Consider the following 16,368-nt stretch of genomic DNA (forward strand, 5'->3'; position numbering starts at 1 on the left):
TCTCGGCTGCAGAAGCGTGCACAGCCGCCGCTGACGGCGAGCGGGGCCGCCCCGCCGGCCGTAGCCAGACCTACTGCGGCAGATCGAGCAGGCGGCCCGGCCGGGCCGGCACACCCGCCCGGTCGAGGGCAGCCAGGATGCCGCGGGTGTCGCGGTCGGCCGCGCCCAGCTCGCCACGGCGGGTCCAGCGGGCCTTCCGGGCCTCGGTCGCCAGGTCGAGGTCGGGACGCTCGTCGAGGAGGACCCGGAAGACGACGTCCACCCCCTGCTCCAGGGCGTCGACGCGCACGGTCACCGGGTCGCCCGGGTCGATGTCGAGCCCGACCTCCTCGGCCACCTCACGCCGCACCGCGTCGGCAGGCTCTTCGCCCCGACCGAGCAGCCCACCGGGCAGGCTCCACCCCCGCCGGTGCGGCTGCCACAGGACCAGGATCTCGCCGTCGTGCTCGATGACGCATACCGCGCCGACGGTGTAGCTGGGCGCGACGGTGCGCACGACCAGGCGCTTGAGCGGCCCGGGCGTGACGCGGAAGCCCACCAGCGCGGCCGTGCTCGCCTTCCGGCGCAGGGTCGAGAGGTCCATCCCGCCAGCCAACCACACCCGCCCCGACCCGCCGTTGTGGACATAGCTTTCTGGGGAGGGGGTCCCAGAAACCTATGTCCAGAACGGCTGTCGGGTCAGCGGGGCAGCACCTCAGCGAGCCAGCACGACAGCGGGGCAACACGTCGGCGGGCAGCACCTCAGCAGGGCAGCGCCTCAGCGATCCAGCACCTCAGCGATCCAGCACCTCAGCGATCCAGCACGTCAGCGGGTCGCCTCGGCAGCCGCCCGCCCGGCGGCCCGGCCGGTGAACAGGCAGCCGCCGAGGAAGGTCCCCTCCAGCGACCGGTACCCGTGCACCCCACCGCCGCCGAACCCCGCGACCTCGCCCGCGGCATACAGCCCGGGGACCGGCGCCCCCTCGGCGTCCAGGGCCCGCGAGGCCAGGTCGGTCTGCACCCCGCCGAGGGTCTTGCGGGTGAGGACGCGCAGCCGGACGGCGACGAGCGGGCCGTGCCGCGGGTCGAGGAAGCGGTGCGGCGGCGCGGTGCGGATGAGCCGGTCGCCCAGCGAGCGCCGCGCGGCGCGCACCAGCGCGGTCTGCACGTCCTTGCCGTAGCCGTTGGCCAGCTCCCGGTCCCGCGCCTCGACCAGCCGGCGCACCTGCGCGGCGTCCACCAGCTCGGCCCCGGTGAGCGCGTTCATCCTGACCACCAGCTCGTCCACGGTGCCCGCCTCCACGACGTCCGCGCCGTGGTCCACGAACGCCTGCACGGGCGCGGGCACGTCCTTCGTGACGCGCCCCAGCACCTGCCGCACGGACCGGCCGGTGAGGTCCGGGTTCTGCTCGGACCCGGAGAGGGCGTACTCCTTGCCGAGCACGGTCCGGCTCGCCACGAACCAGCTGTGGTCGTGCTCGGGCACGGTCCGCCGCAGGTGCGCCAGCGTGCCGAGGGTGTCGAACCCCGGGAGGTATGGCGCGGGGAGCCGCCGTCCGGTCGCGTCCAGCCAGAGGCTGCTGGGTCCGGGCAGGATGCGGATGCCGTGCCCCGGCCAGACCGGTGAGTGGTTGACCAGACCCTCGACGTAGTGCCACATCCGGTCGCGGTTGACCAGCCTGGCCCCGGCCGACTCCAGCGGGTCCAGCATCGAGCCGTCGACGTGGGCGGGCACCCCGGTGACGACCTCGCGCGGCGGCGGGCCGAGCCGCTCGGGCCAGAAGCGGCGGACCAGCTCGTGGTTGGCGCCGATCCCGCCGCTGGTGACGACGACCGCCCCCGCCTCGATCTCCACCTCGCCCACGACGGCGCGGGAGGACGACACACCCCGGTCCACGGGATCCTCGGCGAGCAGCTCGCAGCGCACCCCGGTCACCGCGCCACCGCCGGTCACGAGCCCGGTGACCCGGTGGCGGCCCCGCAGCTGCACGAGGCCGGCGGCCACCCCGTCGCGCACCGCTCGCTCGAACGGCTCGACCAGACCGGGCCCGGTGCCCCAGGTGAGGTGGAAGCGCGGCACCGAGTTGCCGTGGCCGTCGGCCGTGCCGTCGCCGCGCTCGGCCCACCCCACGACGGGGAAGAGGCGCACCCCGCGCTGGCGCAACCAGGCCCGTTTCTCCCCGGCCGCCCACTCGACGTAGGCCCGCGCCCACCGGCGGCCCCAGTCGTCCTCGCCGGGTGGGCGCCCGTCACCGGGCGCGGGCCCGTCGCCCGGACGGCCCCCGTCGCCGAGCCGGTCCCAGCCGGCGCTCCCGCACCAGTCCTGCCACGCCAGGTCGAGGGAGTCACGGATCCGCAGCCGCCGCTGCTCGGGGCTGTCGACGAGGAACAGACCCCCGAAGCTCCACCAGGCCTGACCGCCCAGGTGCTCGGTCGGCTCCTGGTCGACCAGGGCGACGCGCCGTCCGGCGGCCACCAGCTCGGCGGTCGCGACGAGACCGGCCAGGCCCGGACCCACGACGACGACGTCCACGCGCTCGGTCATGCCCGCCGACGTTACCCCTGGTGCCGCCCCGAGGGCCGGTCGCTAGGCTCGGGCCGGTGGGCATCCGTCAGCGCACCGCCGCCGTGGTCCCGTGGCTGCGGCGCGTCGGCGTCGTGGCCCTGCTGCTCGTGGTCGCCTACACCGGTGGGGTCGCCGCCACCCAGCTGTGGCCGGTGCACACGCAGACCCGGTACTTCGCCGCGGACATCTCGATCGAGCCGGGGCTGAGCTCCACCGTCCTGCTCCCGACCGTCGTCGGCGACATGGAGGTGTCCTTCAACCGCCGGCTGCTGCCCGCGCCGGGCCTGGAGGGGCGCGTGCAGGTGCGCGAGGAGGTCACCGACCTGCTGCGCCGCGGGCAGCTGCGCACCGCCGACCTGGAGCCGAGCCCGGAGGAGCTGCGGGCCGCCATCGACGACGGCGTCGCCGAGCTGGCGTGGAAGTTCGCCGCCGGCGCGCTGGTCACCACCGCCCTCATCATGCTGGCGTATGCCGCCGCCCGACCCACCCACGTGGCCCGCGGCCTCGTCGCGTCAGCCGTGGCGACGGTGCTGGCGATGCTCGTGCCGGGCACGGCGGCATACCTGACCTATCGCACCGACCGGGTCGCCGAGTTCCGTACCACCAGCCTGCTGTCCCTCGTCGAGCAGAACACCGACATCCTCGCCGGGCTGGACCGCAAGGCCGACCAGGGCGCGGTCTACGTCACCAACCTGCTGGCGCTGTCCTCGGCGATGCGCGAGGAGTTCAGCCCGGACGCGACGCAGACCCAGACCGCCGCGAGGTTCCTGCTGGTGAGCGACATCCACGGGATGAACCAGTACCCCCTCATGCGGGAGATCGTGCAGACCCAGGACATCGACGCCGTCATCGACGCGGGCGACCTGCTCAACTTCGGGCGCGAGGACGAGGGCGACCTGACCGGCATCTACGAGGGCATCGAGAGCCTGGGCGTGCCGTACATCTACGTGCGCGGCAACCACGACGGCGCCTTCGCCCGCGACGAGGGCGTCCTGGAGCGGATGGACCAGGTGCCGAACGTGCTCCTCGTGGAGCCGACCGAGGGGGAGCTGCAGCAGATCACCGTCAACGGCGTGACCGTGACCGGGTTCAACGACAGCCGGTACTTCAACCAGCGCAGCGACGACTACGGCGCCGACCAGGCCGCGCTCGCGCAGCGCTTCCGGGAGGCGACCGCCGGGCTGCCGCCGAGCGACATCGTGCTCACCCACCAGCCCTACGCCGCCGACCGGGTCACCGCGGGCGCCGTGACGATCAACGGGCACATGCACGTCCCCGACCTCACCGGGCAGCACCTGCAGGTCGGGTCGTTCACCGGCGGCGGGCTGGTCAACCAGTTCCGGCTGCCGCCGCTCACCGAGCAGGCGCAGGAGGCGGCGCAGGAGGACCCGGAGACCGCCGGCGAGCTCGAGGGCCACGCCTACAGCTTCGACATCCTCACCTTCGGGGAGGACTGCGCGATCAGCAGCCTCACCCGCTACAGCTACCGCAACCTCGTGTCCGGCCGTCCGCAGTTCGACGACGTCAGCCTCATCAACGGCCGGACCATCCAGCCGCAGGTGCCGCAGGACCGGTCGTGCTCGGCCGACCAGGGGGTCGAGGTGCAGGCGGTCGAGCAGCTCGTCGACGACGCCGAGGCCGACCCCACGCAGGTCGAGGTGACCCCGCCGGACGACGCCGTCGTCACCACGCTGCCGCCGCTGGAGCTGCCGGAGATCGATGACGAGACAGGCGCGGACGGCTCCTCCGACGCGGACGGGACGACCGAGCAGCCCTGAGGCCGGGCCGGCCGCAGGCCAGCGCATCTCGACGTGCCGGACCTCGCGTCACCCGCGTGCTCGCGCAGGCGCGGACCGGTGCATGGGCACGGGCGGTCAGACGAGGGACCATGTGTGGCGGACGGCATACCGGGGGGTGCCGCCGGGGCCCTGGCCGAGCTCGGAGCGCACGAGACAGACCTCGTCCGCCCGCCACGACGAGGTATGCAGCGTGTCCAGCGCCTGCACCAGGTGACCGGCGGGTCGCGGTCGGCCCGCGGAGCGGGCCAGGGTGACGTGGGCGCTGAACCGGGTGCCGTCGACCCGGACGCCGGACCGGCTGGCGAGCGAGCGGAGCGCCTGCGCCCAGGCGCCGAGCGATCCGGCGGACGGCTCCTCGACCCCCGCCCACAGGACCCGAGCGGCGCCGGGGTCGGGGAACGCGCCGGCCCCCCGCAGGGCGAGCCGCAACGGGTGGGTCCGTCCCGCCCAGGCTGCCCCCGCCTCGACCAGCTCCTCCTCGCGCCACTCCTCCAGCTCGGGCAGGAACGCCAGGGTCAGGTGCCGCTGCTCGCTGCGGGTCCAGCGCCAGTCCCCCCGGGGAGCCAGCGCGTCCTGCCGCGGCTCGAGGAAGCGGTCGAGCTCCTCGGTGACCGCGTCCGGCGGCAGCAGGGCGATGAAGGCGCGCACCGGACCATCCTGGCAGCAGCGTCGGACCGGTGTGCGACGCTGGCCGGGTGAGCACGCCGACCTCGCCCCAGCCCCGCACCGACCGCACCGTCGTCGCGGTCGCCTGGGCCGTGGCCGCGGTGGTCGTCGCGCTGGCGACGGCCTTCATCGCCTGGCTGGCCCTGGGCGAGCGCGGTGCCGAGCAGGCGGCCACCCCGTCGCCGTCGGCCGGCGCGCAGTCCACGCCCGAGGAGGACGGCGCCGAGGGCGGCGCGGACGAGGGTGAGGGCGGCACCCAGGGCGGCGCCCAGGAGGACGGCGGGAGCGCGCCGGACGGGTCCACGCCGACCGACGAGGGGTCCGCGGCCGAGCCGCCGGCGGATCCGGGGGCCGCCGAGCAGACCCCTCCTCCGGAGGTCGCGCAGATGATGCTGGACCTGCAGCGCCGTGACCCGCAGGACCCGATGGCCGTGGGCGAGGTGGACGCGCCGGTGGTCATGATCGAGTACGCCGACTACCGCTGCCCCTACTGCGCGCAGTTCCACCTCGAGATCCGGCCCGAGCTGCTGCCGCTGGTGGACGACGGGACGTTGCGCATCGAGTTCCGCGACTTCGTCATCTTCGACGAGACCTCCCAGCTCGCCGCCGTCGCCGGCCGTGCCGCGGCGGAGCAGGACCGGCTGGAGGAGTTCCAGAGCGCCGTGTTCGCGCTCTCGACGGACGGCCACGGGGAGTACGGCCGGGAGGACCTCGTCGACATCGCCGAGGAGGTCGGCGTCGCCGACCTGGAGCAGTTCGAGGCCGACCTCACCGACAGCGAGCTCACCGCCGCGGTCGAGGCGGACAGCGCCGAGGCCCGGGCCATCGGGGTCTCCTCGACACCGACCTTCCTCATCAACACCCAGGTGCTGCAGGGCGCCTACCCCGCGGACCGGATGCTGGAGATCATCGAGGAGCAGAGGCAGGACGCGACCGAGCAGTCGTAACCCCGTCGGCGTCGCTCTCCCGGCGGCGGACGGCATACCACCGGTGCCCGAGCGCCACCACCACGGTGAGCGCGACCGCGAGCCCCGCGACCAGCCACGGGCCGCCCGCGAGCAGGGCCTCGAAGGCGAGCGCCCAGACGGCGAAACCGACGGTCGCGTAGATCGCGGCCCAGGCCAGGGCGCCCACCGACTGCGCGAGGGTGAAGCGCCACCACCGCATCCGCAGCACCCCGGCCGAGGCGAGCACCACCGTCTGCAGCCCGACCGTGAGGTAGCACAGCGGGACCGCGCCGATGCCGCACCGCTCCACCGCCCCGCGGCCGCGGTCGAGGGCGTCGCTGGCGAGCCAGCGGTGCACGGCGGCGCGCCAGCCCGACGTGGGACGGGTATGCCGCAACGTCTGCTCGGTGACGCTGCGCGCGATCCAGTAGGTCACCTGGCCGCGCAGCATGGCCACGCCCCACAGGAAGGCGAGGGCGAGGCCGAGCGGGAAGGACTGCCAGGCGTCCACCCGCCCATCGTCCCACGCATCGGCCCGAGCCCGCGCGGCGCGGGCGGTCGCCGCCCGGGCGGCAGGCATACTCCGCCCATGAGGATCGTCGTCGCCCTCGGGGGCAACGCGCTGCTGCAGCGTGGCCAGGTGCCCGACGCCGCGGCGCAGGTCGCCAACATCCGTCGCGCCATGCGCGCCCTGGCCCCGCTCACCGACGACCACCAGGTCGTCATCACGCACGGCAACGGGCCGCAGGTCGGGATCCTCGCGATGGAGAGCGCGGACGACGCCCGGCTGAGCCAGCCCTACCCGTTCGACGCGCTGGGGGCGATGACGCAGGGGCTGATCGGCTACTGGATCCTGCAGGCGATCGGCAACGAGCGGCCCTACCGGCAGTTCGCCGCGGTGCTCAACCAGACCCTCGTCGACGCCGACGACCCGGCCTTCGCGCGGCCCACGAAGTTCGTGGGCGAGGTCTACGACGAGGAGACCGCGCGCGAGCTCGCGGACCGGCACGGGTGGCAGGTCAGTGCCGACGGCGAGCACTGGCGCCGCGTCGTGCCCTCACCGCGCCCGCGGGAAATCATCGAGACCCGGCTCATCGGCCAGCTGCTCGACGAGTCCGTCATCGTCGTCTGCGCCGGCGGCGGCGGCGTGCCGGTCGTCCGCACCAGCAGCGGTGACCTGCAGGGGGTGGAGGCGGTCATCGACAAGGACCTGTCGGCGGCGCTGCTCGCGCACCGGCTCGGTGCCGACCGGCTGCTCGTGCTCACCGATGTGCCGGCGGTGCTGGAGAATTTCGGCACGGACCGGCAGCGCGAGATCCGCCGCACGACGCCGCAGGAGCTGCGGTCCCTGGACCTGCCGGCCGGGTCGATGGGGCCCAAGGTCGAGGCGGTATGCCGCTTCGTCGAGGTCGCGGGATCCGCGCGGCCGAGGGCGGCGGCCGCGATCGGGAGCCTGGACGAGGTCGCCGCGCTGGTGGACGGCTCGGCCGGGACCTTCGTGACCGCGGAGGGGTGACGCGCCCGGCCGGCGGGCCGGTCGACCCGGTGCACGGATCTGCCACCCGGGCGCGACCTGTGCACGCTTCTGCAGTCAGGACGTAGGGAAGACCACGTGCACAGGCTGCACCACCGTGCCCAGGTGCGACGGAGTGCTCAGAGCTGGTCCGCCAGGGCCCCGTCGAACCACGCGCCGAGCACCGGCGTCCACTCGCGGATGGCCACCTGCTCCACCAGACCCTGCTGCTGGAACGGGTCCTCCCGCAGCAGCTCGGCCAGGTCCGCAGCGCTCTCGCCGCGCAGGATGAGCATGGCGGCGTCCGGCGCCTCCTCCACCTCAGCGTAGGGCCCGGTCAGCAGCGCGGTGCCCTCCTGCCCCAGGCCGCCCAGGAACTCCCGGTGGGCGGGGCGGTGCTCGTCCCGGGCCGCGGTGTCGTCGGAGTAGGTGTAGTGCACCACGAAGAGGCTCATGCCTCTCATCCTAGGGATGCGACCGTGCGGGCTGCCGCTCGTGGCGGCCCAGCCGGCCCGCACCACCCGCCAGCTCAGATCCGGACAACCTTGTCCCGGGGCGGCTAGATTGCTAGCATCCTAGAATGACCGACAAGGCGCAGTTCAACGTCTACCTGCCGCGGGACCTCATCACGCAGGTCAAGCACCGGGGCATCGACGAAGCCATCAGCCTGTCCGCGCTGGTCGAGAAGGCGCTGCGGGCATACCTCACCTCGACGCAGGAGGACGACGCATGATCACCGACCTGACCGCCCAGCCCATCCGCTTCACCGCCGACATCCCGGGGTGGCAGCGCCTCCTCGAGGCGGTGGGCGCGCGGCTCGTCCTGGAACGGCCCGGCTGGCTGGTGTATGCCGTGGGCTCGGGCCGGGTCGCCCTGCACCAGTCGAGCGACGCCCAACCGCCCGGGACGACGCTGGCCTTCTCGACGACCACGCCGGTGCCCCGTGCGGTCGAGGCGGCAGCGGCGGCCGGCGTGCCCATCACCCTCGGCCGTCCCGACCACGGCGAGGCAGGCATGGTGTCGGCGCCCGACGGCACGGCCTTCACCCTGGACTCACCGACCCCGGTCGAGCAGGACGGACCGCCCGCCGACGCACGTCTCCTCGTATTGCCGATCTGGTACGGGCCCGACACCGGCATGATCCGCGGCGTCCTCGAGGGCCTGGGGGCGCGCCCCCGCCTGGTCGCCGACGACGGGACCTGGACCGACCTGACCTGCGAGGGCGGAGGGCTGGTGGCCGCGCACCGGGCGGACGACGCGGCGCTCGAGCTGGCTTTCGAGTGGGACGGGGACGTCGAGGAGGCCCTCGCCCTGCTCACGGAGGCGGGCATCGAGGCCACCCTCATCGACGAGACCTACAGCCGGACCGTCCAGGTCGCCGACCCCGACGGCATCAAGGAGATCTGGGTCAACGAGCGGCAGACCGACCACTACGGCTACAAGCGCCTCTGAGCACGAGTCCGGTGCGGGCTGAGCACGCGTCCGGTGCGGGCTGAGCACGCGTCCGGTGCGGGACTATGCCTGGGCCGACGCCCGGTCGAGGGAGGGGAGGGGAGTCAGGCCGTGTCCAGCGCCGGGCGCAGGTCGGCCCACAGGTCCTCGACGTCCTCGACGCCGACCGAGAGGCGGACGAGGTCCTCGGGGACGGTCGCGACCTCCAGCGGGTGGCGGCGACGACGCTCGATCTGGCTCTCCACCCCGCCCAGGCTCGTCGAGTGGGTCCACAGCCGGGTCGCGCCGCAGACGCGCTCGGCCCCCTCCGCCCTTCCCACGACCTCGACCGAGAGCATCCCGCCGAACCCCGGGTAGCGCACCCGCGTCACGGCCGGGTGCTCGGCCAGCCGCCCGGCCAGCACCTGAGCACTCGCCTGGGCCCGCTCCAACCGCAGGTGGAGCGTGCGGACGCCCCGCAGCACGAGCCACGCCTCCATGGGTCCGGGGATCGCCCCGTGCAGCGACCGGTGGGTCCGCAGCCGCTCGCGCAGGTCCGCCCGGCCGTCGGCGACGACGGTCGCGCCGAGCAGCACGTCGGAGTGCCCGGCGAGGTACTTCGTCGCCGAGTGGATGACGACGTCCGCGCCCCAGGCCAGCGGCTGCTGCGCGAGCGGCGTCGCGAAGGTGTTGTCCACGGCGACGACGGGGCGCGCATCGGCATACCGCTCCCGCAGCCCGCGCACCACGGCCGGCACGTCGGTGAGCTCCATCATGGGGTTCGTCGGCGACTCCAGCAGGAGCAGGTCGGCGCCCGCGCACGCCTCGACGATCGCGTCGACGTCCTCGGCCTCGACCCGGCGGACGGTGAGCGCCCCCGCCGCCTCACGTTCGTCCAGCAGCCCGGTGGTCCCGTTGTAGACGTGCCGCGGCGCGACGACGACCCCGCCGACGGGCACCAGCGCCACCACGGCCGCCACGGCACCCATCCCGGAGGCGAAGGTCAGCGCCGAGCCCCCCTCGAGCGAGCCGAGCACCTCCTCCAGCGCCTCCCACGTGGGGTTGGAGGTGCGCGCGTAGGCGACCTCGCCGTCGGCGACGTAGGTCGAGGTGAAGGTCACCGGGGTGCTGACCGGCGCGCCGGGCTCCCGGGCGGGCCGGCCCAGCGCCACGGCGCGGGTGGCGGGGGCGAGGTCGTCGTGGTGGGTCATCGCTCTCTTCCGGTATGCCGTCTCATCCGTCCGCGGCGCCGCCGGCAGCTCCCGGGTCGCCCTTGTCGGACTGCCGCCCACGATAGGCCGCGGCGGCGACCCGGTTGCCGCAGGCAGTGCTGCAGAAGCGCTTGGACCGGTTGCGGGACAGGTCCACGAAGACCCCGTCGCACCCGTCGGCCTCGCAGCGCCGCAGTCGCTGCAGCTCGTCGGCGCGCACCACGTCGACCATCGCCATGGCCGCCTCGACCGCCATGCGGGTCGCGAACGGCGCGTCGTCCGGCACGGCGTGCAGGTGCCACCCCCAGCCGTCGTGGTCGACCAACCGGGGCACCGCCCGCTCCTCGGCGAGGAGCACGTTGACGAGGTCCACGACCTCCTCCTCCCCCAGCTCCCAGAACGTCGCGAGCCGGGGGCGGACGAGGCGCACCCGCTGCACCTCGGCGGACCGCCGCGGCGGCGTGCCCGACCACTGCCAGTGCCCCACGAAGGCCTCCAGGTCGGCCACGGTCGTCAGCGTGTCGACCCCCACGGCGCGCGCCTGGGCGGCGCGCTCGGACGGCAGGTGGTCGCTGCCGCTGCCGGCGCCCGTGCGGGTGTTGACCAGCGCCGCCGCCGAGCGAAGCGCCTCCACCGCGTCATGAGTGAAAGGCAAGTTGACTCCTGACGTGAGGTCTGGATATCGTCACGAGTGTCGTAGAAGAACGCTCCTGATGCCAACCGCGAGAGAGGGGGCCAGCCCCATGACCACCCGGACCAGCCTCGACCACCCCACCACGACGACCCGCCGGGCGGGGGCGCGCACCCTCCTGCTGGGGCTGGCCGTCGCGCTGCTCTCCGCCTCGATGTTCGGCACCGCCGGCGCGGTCGGCAAGAGCCTGCTGCTCCAGGGCTGGACCCCGGGCGCGGCCGTGGCCGCCCGGGTCGCCCTGGGCGCCCTCGTGCTCGCCGCGCCCGCGGCCGTGGCGATGCGCGGGCGCTGGCACCTGCTCCGCCGCCCGATCACCTGGATCCACACCGGCCTCTTCGGCCTGGTGGCGGTGGCCGGGTGCCAGCTGTTCTACTTCCTCGCCGTCGAGCGGCTCTCGGTCGGCGTGGCCCTCATGCTGGAGTACCTCGGCCCCATCCTCGTCGTCGGCTGGCTCTGGGCCCGGCACGGCCAGCGCCCGCGCCCGCTGACGATCGGCGGCGTCGTGCTCGCGATCGCCGGCCTGCTCCTCGTGCTCGACGTGCTGGGCGACGTGCAGCTCAGCGCGGTCGGGGTCATGTGGGGCCTGCTCGCGGCGGTCGGGCTGGCGGTCTTCTTCGTCGTGGGCGCGGACGACGCCAGCGGCCTGCCCCCGACCGCGTTCGCCGCGATGGGCATGACGATCGGCGCCGTCGCGCTCGCCCTCGCCGGCGTCCTCGGCGTCGTGCCGATGGGGATCAGCACTCAGGACGTGCTCCTCGCCGGCCTCGACGCACCGTGGTGGGTACCGGTGCTGTGGCTCGGCCTGGTCGCGGCCGCCGGGGCATACCTCACCGGGATCGTCGCCGCCCGGATGCTCGGCGCCAAGGTGTCCTCGTTCGTCGGGCTGGCCGAGGTGATGTTCGCCGTGCTCTTCGCCTGGCTGCTGCTGGCCGAGATGCCGGCACCGGTGCAGCTGGTCGGCGGCGTGCTCATCGTGGCCGGGGTCGCGGCGATCAAGGCCGACGAGCGGGAGAGCGGGCTCCCGGTCGGGACCTACGAGGTCGAGCCGCTCCCGGACGTCGCCGACGACACGACGCCGATCCGCTGAGCACGCGGCCACGGCCGCTCAGCCCTCGAAGGTGACGGTGACGTCGCTGTGCCCCAGGGCGTCGAGCAGGCCCTCGAGCATGGCGACGGTGTTGCTCTCGGCCAGGTCGACCAGCGGCCCACCCTCGGAGGCGGCACTGCTCATCTGGGCCACCGCGGTCCGCTGGGCCTCCTGCTCGAGGTCGGAGCCCCGGAAGCGGTTGGCGATGCCCCGGTCGACGCTGACGACGTAGCTCGCCTCGAGGTCCAGGGTCGGCTCGCCGACCGTGGGTGGGGGCAGCCGCACCGTCACCGCGCCGTCCTCCTCGGCCACCTGCACCCGCCGGGAGTCCAGCTCGCTGAAGTCAACGATGGCGTCGACGTCGCCCTTGCCGACGTAGAGCACGCGCTCGCCGCTGATCCAGTCAGGCACGAAGCGGGTGTCCCGCTCCAGGTCGACGACCGTCTCGTAGTAGGCGCTGGCGGCGTGGAACTCGCTGATCTCGGTGAGCGACTCCAGGACCGAGGGCCCGGTGCGGTCGACCTCCTCCTCGGCGAAGGGGTTGAGCGAGGGCCGCCAGTCGGTCAGCAGGCTGAACCCGCCCACGACGGCCAGCAGCACGACGGGGACCATCAGCACGACCCCGACGACGCGACCCAGCATGCGGCACACCCTAGCGGCGGACGGGTCGGGCCTCCTGGTGGAGCAGGACGTGACGCCCGACCTAGCGGCCGGCGGCCCGCCGCACGAAGTCGGTGATGCCCTCGGCCTCCTCGACGCGCGAGGTCTCGCCGACGTAGGGCATGTGGCCGGTCTCGAACCACGCGTGCTCGACCCGGTCCATCGCGGCGTCCGGCAGCCGCAGGTGCGCGACCGTGTCCTCGGCCGCCGAGTAGGGCGTGGCCAGGTCGTAGTAGCCGTACTCGAAGCGGACCCGCAGGTGCGGGTTGGCGCGCATGACCCGCTCGAGCTTGTCGGCGACGTTGATCGGCTTGCCCTCGAACTCCTTGTAGGACCAGTGCTCGATGGCGTCGGAGAAGACGGCGTAGGGCAGGTCCAGCTCGGAGCGCAGCTCGGCCCGCAGGTAGTGGTGGATGGCCGCGGCGTAGGGACCCATGATCGCGTCGATGCTGGGGTCGGCGTCCATGCCCTCGGCGATGCCGGAGTGCAGCACGCCGCGGATGCGCCCGTCGATCCGGCCCACCGTCTCGCCCCGGTCGCGCAGCAGCTCGGTGCAGAAGCGCCAGTGCTCGGGCCGCAAGTCGCACCGCTCCACGTAGTCGCGGGACAGCCCGGTCAGGGCCACCAGCCGCTCCACCACGTCGGCCCGCTCGTCCTCGATGAGCCGGTTGCCGCGGGCCAGCGCCCACCGGTAGGTCCCGGCGGCGAATTCCTCGGCCTCCTCGAGCACCTCCGAGAGGCTGCGTCCCTCGTGCTTGCCGTGGTAGTGCGCGATCGCGGCGTAGGTCGGCAGGTAGGACAGGCACGCCTCGTCGTGGCGCAGGAAGCGGAAGTCCTGGGTGCCGAAGTCCAGCACGCTGGAGATGAGGACCAGCCCGTTGAGCTGCATACCGAAGCCGGCGAAGAGGCGCTCGGCGACGGACACGGCCCGCGTGGTGCCGTAGGACTCGCCGGCGAGGAACTTCGGGCTCATCCACCGGTCCTCACGGGTGCACCAGAGCCGGATGAGCTCGGTGACCTGCTCGACGTCCTTCTTCCACCCGTGGTAGTCCTTGGCCTTGCCGCCCTCCACCGCACGCGACCAGCCGGTCGACATGGGGTCGATGAAGACCAGGTCGGAGGCGCGCAGCAGCGTCTGCGGGTTGTCGTGCAGGGCGTAGGGCGGCGCGGTCGGGTCGTTGGGCTCGCCCGCGTCGGCGATGCGCGGCCCGAGCACGCCGAGGTGCAGCCACACCGAGCTCGACCCGGGGCCGCCGTTGAAGACGAAGGTGATGGGGCGGCTCCGGTCGAGCTCACCCTCCCCGTCGACCAGGGTGTATGCCGTGACCGCCAGCTCCCCGCGCGGCGTCCAGCCCTGGAAGACGTCGTCCTTGACCTCCTCCTCGCGGATGACGATCCGCCCGGTCCGCGCCGTGTAGGTCAGCTCGCCCTCGGTGGTGCCGATGGTGTGGGTCGTCTCGACCAGCACGTCCCGGGGCTCGGGGCGGTCCTTGCCCCCCGGGGTCGCGGGGTCGGTCGCCGGGCTGTCACCCGTGGTCGTCGAGGCCTCGTCGCTCATGGCCGCCACCCTATGCAGTCCTCGTCGCGGCCGGTGCGCCGCCTCATCCCTGACGGGCCTTGAACCGCGGGTTCTCCTTGTTGATGACGTAGACCGTGCCGCGGCGGCGCACGACCTGGCTGCCGGGGGCCTTCGTGAGAGAGCGGAGGGACGTGCGGACCTTCATCGCAGCACCGTCAGCCCTCGCTCGGCGGCCCGGGCGAGCCGGCGTGGCACCTGCACGGTTCGGCCGTCGACGGTGACGGGCACGAGGTCGACGGGGGTCGCCTTCCACTGCGAACGGCGGTGCCGGGTGTTGGAGCGCGAGAGCTTGCGCTTGGGGACGGCCATGGGATTCTCCTCCGGGTATGCCGGGCGCGGGCTGCGGCCGGACGGTCAGGTCGGGTCGGGGTCAGGTCGGTCAGGGTCGGGTCGGGCCGGCGAGGGTGGGGTCAGGCGACGCGCCGGATCGGGCCGAGCCACGGCTCGAGCCCGTCCTGGTGCTGCTCCCACCGCGGGCCCAGGCGGGCGAGCTCGGCGTCGGTGAGCAGGCAGTCGCCGAAGGCGCCGCGGATGGCGGACCTGCGGTCGTCGTCGCGTCGTCCGGTGACGACCACGCGGGTCAGCGGGCCGCCGAGGGCACTCCAGGTCGCGACGGGCCCCAGCCGGTGCTGGCCGCCGGCCCCGTCCCAGCCGATGACGTCCCCCGGCCGGGTGGCCACCCACAGGCAGCCGCGGGCCCGGTGCGAGCCGACGCCCAGGTCCTCGAAGCGCTGCTCCAGCCGGCGCGGGTGGACGGGCCGGTCGGCGGACAGGTCCATGGTCCAGACCTGGTCGGTCTGCGGCGTGGGCACCGGCCCGCGGCGCACGTCACTCACCCAGTCCTCGGTCGTGGCGTGGTGGTGCACCCCCTGCTGCAGGATGCGGGCGTCGATCTCGCCGCTGTCGCGCAGCACGAGGGCGCCCGGGCGGGCCAGGGCCCGGACGGCGTCGTGGCCGACGGGGTCACGGCGGCCCGGGACGACGACGAGGTCGGCGTACTCCAGGATCGGCACCGCCACCTCCGCCAGCCCACGGTCCTCCTCGGGCAGCGTGGGCACCTGGGTGTCGGCGAGCAGCTCGTCGCCCAGCAGCGTGTCCCCGAGCCCCACCCCGTCGAAGCTGGCGATGACCGAGGCGACGTGGAAGGACAGGCGGTGCTCGGCATACCCCGCCACCCGGCACACCTGCGACGCCTCGGCCCCGGCGGCGAGGTGGGCCACGATGGAGGACCACCGCCCGATCTCCCCCAGCCGGTCCAGCGTGGTCACCATGTCCTCGCGGATGGCGCAGCTGACGCAGGCGTGCTCGAGGTCGACGACCTCCTCCTCCAGCTTGCCGGTGAGGTCGCTCACGACCCGGACGAGCCGCTGGTGCTCCGGGTCGATGCGGTGCTCGACGACGACCGCCCCGGGCAGGTCGAACTGCAGGCCGATGGTCGTGGCCGCCATGGCTCCGGGGTGCACGCCGGTGACCAGGTGCACCGGCACCGAACCGGGGGCGAGGCTCACCGCGCACCTCCCTGCGCTCCGGAGGCGGCGGCATACCGCCGGCGGAACCGCTCGACGCGACCCTCGGTGTCCAGGGTGCGCGCCGTGCCGGTCCAGAAGGGGTGGCTGTCGCTGGAGATCTCCACGTCGACGACGGGGTAGGTCGTGCCCTCGAACTGCACGGTCGCCTCCGGGATCCGGGTGGAGCGCGACAGGAACATGTGCCCGGTCGAGGTGTCCCGGAACACGACCGGCTCGTAGCGCGGGTGGATGCCGTTCTGCATGGTGCCCTCTCTGGGTTATATTGGGAATCGTTCTCATCTTACACACGAACAGGAGCCCCCGTGTCCCGCGTCTGCCAGGTGACCGGCGCCAGCCCCGGCTTCGGCCACGCCATCTCCCACTCCCACCGGCGGACCAAGCGCCGCCTCGACGTCAACATCCAGCGCAAGCGCTACTGGGTGCCCTCGCTGGGGCGTCACGTCACGCTCACGCTCAGCGCCAAGGGCATCAAGACCATCGACCGGGACGGCATCGACGCCGTCGTCGCCCAGATGCTCGCCCGGGGGGAGAAGGTCTGATGGCCGGCAGGAGCAAGGACGTCCGGCCCAAGGTGACCCTGCGCTCGACCGCGGGGACGGGCACGACCTACGTCACGGAGAAGAACCGCCGGAACAGCCCGGACCGACTGGTCCTGCTGAAGTACGACAAGGCGGTCCGGCGCCACGTCGAGTTCAAGGAGTCGCGCTGAC

Annotated in this window: 21 protein-coding genes; 8 read left to right on the plus strand and 13 right to left on the minus strand. The window is 73.8% G+C overall.

Going from position 1 to position 16,368, the window contains the following annotated elements; genetic code table 11:
- Positions 1–70: 70 nt before the first annotated feature.
- Positions 71–583 carry an NUDIX hydrolase gene (locus AVL62_RS15620; RefSeq protein ID WP_058892591.1) on the minus strand — a complete coding sequence of 171 codons (513 nt, stop codon included), beginning with the start codon at positions 581–583 and terminating at the stop codon, positions 71–73.
- A 222-nt stretch (positions 584–805) separates the two neighbouring features.
- Positions 806–2,524: an FAD-binding dehydrogenase gene (locus AVL62_RS15625; RefSeq protein ID WP_058892592.1), complete on the minus strand. Its 1,719-nt coding sequence runs from the start codon at positions 2,522–2,524 to the stop codon at positions 806–808.
- 56 nt (positions 2,525–2,580) lie between these two features.
- On the opposite strand from AVL62_RS15625, the gene AVL62_RS15630 reads away from it, so the two are divergent.
- A complete protein-coding gene (locus AVL62_RS15630; protein ID WP_058892593.1) occupies positions 2,581–4,323 on the plus strand; it encodes a metallophosphoesterase in 1,743 nt (580 codons plus the stop codon).
- 96 nt (positions 4,324–4,419) lie between these two features.
- Here AVL62_RS15630 and thpR read toward each other — a convergent pair whose 3' ends face one another.
- Positions 4,420–4,992 (minus strand): RNA 2',3'-cyclic phosphodiesterase, encoded by a 573-nt coding sequence (gene thpR, locus AVL62_RS15635; RefSeq protein WP_058892594.1) that lies wholly within the window; start codon positions 4,990–4,992, stop codon positions 4,420–4,422.
- A 47-nt stretch (positions 4,993–5,039) separates the two neighbouring features.
- Between thpR and AVL62_RS15640 the strand changes: the two genes are divergently transcribed.
- A complete protein-coding gene (locus AVL62_RS15640; protein ID WP_058892595.1) occupies positions 5,040–5,957 on the plus strand; it encodes a DsbA family protein in 918 nt (305 codons plus the stop codon).
- Here AVL62_RS15640 and AVL62_RS15645 read toward each other — a convergent pair.
- On the minus strand, positions 5,917–6,468 hold the full coding sequence (locus AVL62_RS15645; RefSeq protein ID WP_058892596.1) for a DedA family protein: 552 nt from the start codon (positions 6,466–6,468) through the stop codon (positions 5,917–5,919). The genes AVL62_RS15640 and AVL62_RS15645 overlap by 41 nt on opposite strands.
- A gap of 78 nt (positions 6,469–6,546) precedes the next feature.
- Here AVL62_RS15645 and AVL62_RS15650 point away from each other — a divergent pair, with 78 nt between their 5' ends.
- Positions 6,547–7,473: a carbamate kinase gene (locus tag AVL62_RS15650; RefSeq protein WP_058892597.1), complete on the plus strand. Its 927-nt coding sequence runs from the start codon at positions 6,547–6,549 to the stop codon at positions 7,471–7,473.
- 137 nt (positions 7,474–7,610) lie between these two features.
- Here AVL62_RS15650 and AVL62_RS15655 read toward each other — a convergent pair whose 3' ends face one another.
- A complete protein-coding gene (locus tag AVL62_RS15655) occupies positions 7,611–7,925 on the minus strand; it encodes a YciI family protein (RefSeq protein ID WP_058892598.1) in 315 nt (104 codons plus the stop codon).
- Between the two features lie 125 nt (positions 7,926–8,050).
- Between AVL62_RS15655 and AVL62_RS15660 the strand changes: the two genes are divergently transcribed.
- Together AVL62_RS15660 and AVL62_RS15665 are read left to right on the plus strand one after the other, a co-directional pair.
- Complete coding sequence (locus tag AVL62_RS15660; RefSeq protein ID WP_058892599.1) at positions 8,051–8,203, plus strand: hypothetical protein; 153 nt, start codon at positions 8,051–8,053, stop codon at positions 8,201–8,203.
- A complete protein-coding gene (locus tag AVL62_RS15665) occupies positions 8,200–8,922 on the plus strand; it encodes a hypothetical protein (protein ID WP_058892600.1) in 723 nt (240 codons plus the stop codon). The genes AVL62_RS15660 and AVL62_RS15665 overlap by 4 nt, the downstream gene beginning before the upstream one ends.
- Positions 8,923–9,026: 104 nt before the next feature.
- Here AVL62_RS15665 and AVL62_RS15670 read toward each other — a convergent pair whose 3' ends face one another.
- Positions 9,027–10,112 carry a trans-sulfuration enzyme family protein gene (locus AVL62_RS15670; RefSeq protein WP_058892601.1) on the minus strand — a complete coding sequence of 362 codons (1,086 nt, stop codon included), beginning with the start codon at positions 10,110–10,112 and terminating at the stop codon, positions 9,027–9,029.
- Between the two features lie 22 nt (positions 10,113–10,134).
- Positions 10,135–10,746 (minus strand): CGNR zinc finger domain-containing protein, encoded by a 612-nt coding sequence (locus tag AVL62_RS15675; protein WP_327282547.1) that lies wholly within the window; start codon positions 10,744–10,746, stop codon positions 10,135–10,137.
- 109 nt (positions 10,747–10,855) lie between these two features.
- Here AVL62_RS15675 and AVL62_RS15680 point away from each other — a divergent pair, with 109 nt between their 5' ends.
- Positions 10,856–11,890 carry an EamA family transporter gene (locus AVL62_RS15680; RefSeq protein WP_058892603.1) on the plus strand — a complete coding sequence of 345 codons (1,035 nt, stop codon included), beginning with the start codon at positions 10,856–10,858 and terminating at the stop codon, positions 11,888–11,890.
- A gap of 18 nt (positions 11,891–11,908) precedes the next feature.
- Here AVL62_RS15680 and AVL62_RS15685 read toward each other — a convergent pair whose 3' ends face one another.
- From AVL62_RS15685 to AVL62_RS15710, 6 genes are all read right to left on the minus strand, one after another.
- Positions 11,909–12,532 (minus strand): DUF4230 domain-containing protein, encoded by a 624-nt coding sequence (locus AVL62_RS15685; protein ID WP_058892604.1) that lies wholly within the window; start codon positions 12,530–12,532, stop codon positions 11,909–11,911.
- A gap of 61 nt (positions 12,533–12,593) precedes the next feature.
- Positions 12,594–14,108 (minus strand): S10 family peptidase, encoded by a 1,515-nt coding sequence (locus AVL62_RS15690; RefSeq protein WP_083519041.1) that lies wholly within the window; start codon positions 14,106–14,108, stop codon positions 12,594–12,596.
- Between the two features lie 43 nt (positions 14,109–14,151).
- Positions 14,152–14,274: a type B 50S ribosomal protein L36 gene (gene ykgO, locus AVL62_RS15695; RefSeq protein WP_058892605.1), complete on the minus strand. Its 123-nt coding sequence runs from the start codon at positions 14,272–14,274 to the stop codon at positions 14,152–14,154.
- Positions 14,271–14,438 (minus strand): 50S ribosomal protein L32, encoded by a 168-nt coding sequence (gene rpmF, locus AVL62_RS15700; RefSeq protein WP_058892606.1) that lies wholly within the window; start codon positions 14,436–14,438, stop codon positions 14,271–14,273. The genes ykgO and rpmF overlap by 4 nt, the downstream gene beginning before the upstream one ends.
- A gap of 101 nt (positions 14,439–14,539) precedes the next feature.
- Positions 14,540–15,637 carry a GTP-binding protein gene (locus AVL62_RS15705; protein ID WP_058892607.1) on the minus strand — a complete coding sequence of 366 codons (1,098 nt, stop codon included), beginning with the start codon at positions 15,635–15,637 and terminating at the stop codon, positions 14,540–14,542.
- Positions 15,634–15,900: a type B 50S ribosomal protein L31 gene (locus AVL62_RS15710; RefSeq protein WP_058892608.1), complete on the minus strand. Its 267-nt coding sequence runs from the start codon at positions 15,898–15,900 to the stop codon at positions 15,634–15,636. The genes AVL62_RS15705 and AVL62_RS15710 overlap by 4 nt, the downstream gene beginning before the upstream one ends.
- Before the next feature lie 60 nt (positions 15,901–15,960).
- On the opposite strand from AVL62_RS15710, the gene rpmB reads away from it, so the two are divergent.
- Both rpmB and rpmG read left to right on the plus strand, forming a co-directional pair.
- Positions 15,961–16,197, plus strand: coding sequence for a 50S ribosomal protein L28 (gene rpmB / locus AVL62_RS15715; protein ID WP_058892609.1), 237 nt, complete (start codon positions 15,961–15,963; stop codon positions 16,195–16,197).
- Positions 16,197–16,367 carry a 50S ribosomal protein L33 gene (gene rpmG / locus AVL62_RS15720; protein WP_058892610.1) on the plus strand — a complete coding sequence of 57 codons (171 nt, stop codon included), beginning with the start codon at positions 16,197–16,199 and terminating at the stop codon, positions 16,365–16,367. Before rpmB ends, rpmG begins: the two co-directional genes overlap by 1 nt.
- Position 16,368 lies beyond the last annotated feature (1 nt).

It is taken from the genome of Serinicoccus chungangensis (genome assembly GCF_001483745.1).
Taxonomy (GTDB): Bacteria; Actinomycetota; Actinomycetes; order Actinomycetales; family Dermatophilaceae; genus Ornithinicoccus; species Ornithinicoccus chungangensis_A.